Below are 1573 nucleotides of genomic sequence, written 5' to 3'. Positions count from 1 at the left end.
CGCATGGGCGGTCATATCCAGGTAAACAGCAGACTCAACGAGTTTACTGAATTCAGGTGCTACTTCCCGAATAAATAGATTATATGAAATTTTTTAATGTGGTACTCATTGTAGATGATGATGAGATTTCTCAATTTCTTTATCCTGATCTATTGCTAAATAGGCACTTCAAGTAGTTGGTTGTAGCAAATTATTTAGAACTGCCTTGCCTTACTATTTGTTGATATCTTAGTGGTTCTCGCAAGTTTTGTAATGCCCTTATTTCCACTATTTTTGCAGCAATTCATTATAGAAAAAACACAACTATGGCAGAAAAATCATATGATCTTATCGTAATTGGAAGTGGCCCCGGTGGTTATGTGGCAGCCATTCGTGCGGCCCAACTGGATATGAAAGTGGCAGTAGTGGAAAAAGCTGAACTAGGGGGAGTATGTCTTAACTGGGGCTGTATCCCTACCAAAGCACTACTAAAGAGTGCCCAGGTTTTTGAATATATTCAACACGCTCAAGATTACGGAATTACCGTAAAGGATGCGGAGGTTGACTTTGGTGGTATGGTAAAGCGAAGTCGCAACACGGCTGGAAAGATGAGTAAAGGCATTCAGTTTTTGTTCAAGAAGAATAAGATCGAAACCTTGGTAGGTCACGGAAAGCTAGCTGGGAAAGGAAAGGTAGAAGTAAAGAACGAAGACGGAAAGTCGGAGACCTATTCGGCGAAGCATATCATACTGGCTACGGGAGGGCACGCTCGTGAGCTGCCCAATATTCCAATTGATGGCGAGAAAATTATTGAGTACCGCAAGGCAATGGTGATGGACAAGCAGCCAAAGAAAATGGTGGTAGTCGGTTCGGGAGCTATCGGTTGCGAGTTTGCTTATTTCTATAATGCTATCGGCACCGAGGTAACCATTGTGGAGTATTTACCGAATATCATTCCTTTGGAAGACGAGGAAGTATCGAAGCAACTGGAGAAAATCTACAAGAAGAAGGGCATCAAAATAATGACCAACTCGGAGGTGACTTCAGTAGATACCAAAGGTGATGGCTGCAAAGTAAAGGTGAAGTCTAAGGATGGTAAGGAATCAACCATAGAATGTGATGTAGTGCTTTCAGCGGTTGGAGTAGCGACTAATTTAGAGAATATTGGTATTGATAAGGTGGGGGTAAAGCTGAATGATAAAAAGAATCAGGTAGAAGTAGACGAGTTTTACCGTACCAATGTAGAGGGAGTTTACGCTATTGGCGATATTGTGAAGGGCCCCGCTTTGGCGCACGTCGCTTCTGCTGAAGGCATTGTTTGCATAGAAGCCATCGCTGGAATGAAACCTGAGCCTCTAGATTATAATAACCTCCCAGGCTGTACCTATTGCTGGCCCGAAGTGGCCTCGGTAGGCTACACCGAAAAAGGGGCGAAGGAAGCGGGCTACGACATTCGCGTTGGTAAGTTTCCCTTCTCTGCTTCCGGAAAAGCGAGTGCGGCCGGAGCCAACGAAGGTTTTGTGAAAGTAATCTTTGATAAGAAGTACGGCGAGTGGCTCGGTGCTCACATGATTGGCGCGAACGTAACCGAGAT

At 44.2% G+C, this 1573-nt stretch carries 1 protein-coding gene; it reads left to right on the top strand.

Features of this window, described 5'->3' with window-relative positions; genetic code table 11:
* Positions 1-305: 305 nt before the first annotated feature.
* Positions 306-1573, top strand: a 1268-nt coding sequence (lpdA, locus tag WBA23_RS14520) for a dihydrolipoyl dehydrogenase (RefSeq protein WP_424582998.1), incomplete at its 3' end; no start/stop codon positions are given.

The sequence above is a fragment of the Tunicatimonas sp. genome (genome assembly GCF_049647865.1).
Taxonomy (GTDB): Bacteria; Bacteroidota; Bacteroidia; order Cytophagales; family Cyclobacteriaceae; genus Tunicatimonas.
Note: the sequence above shows the minus strand (reverse complement) of the source record. Positions and strands in the feature narration are given on the sequence as shown.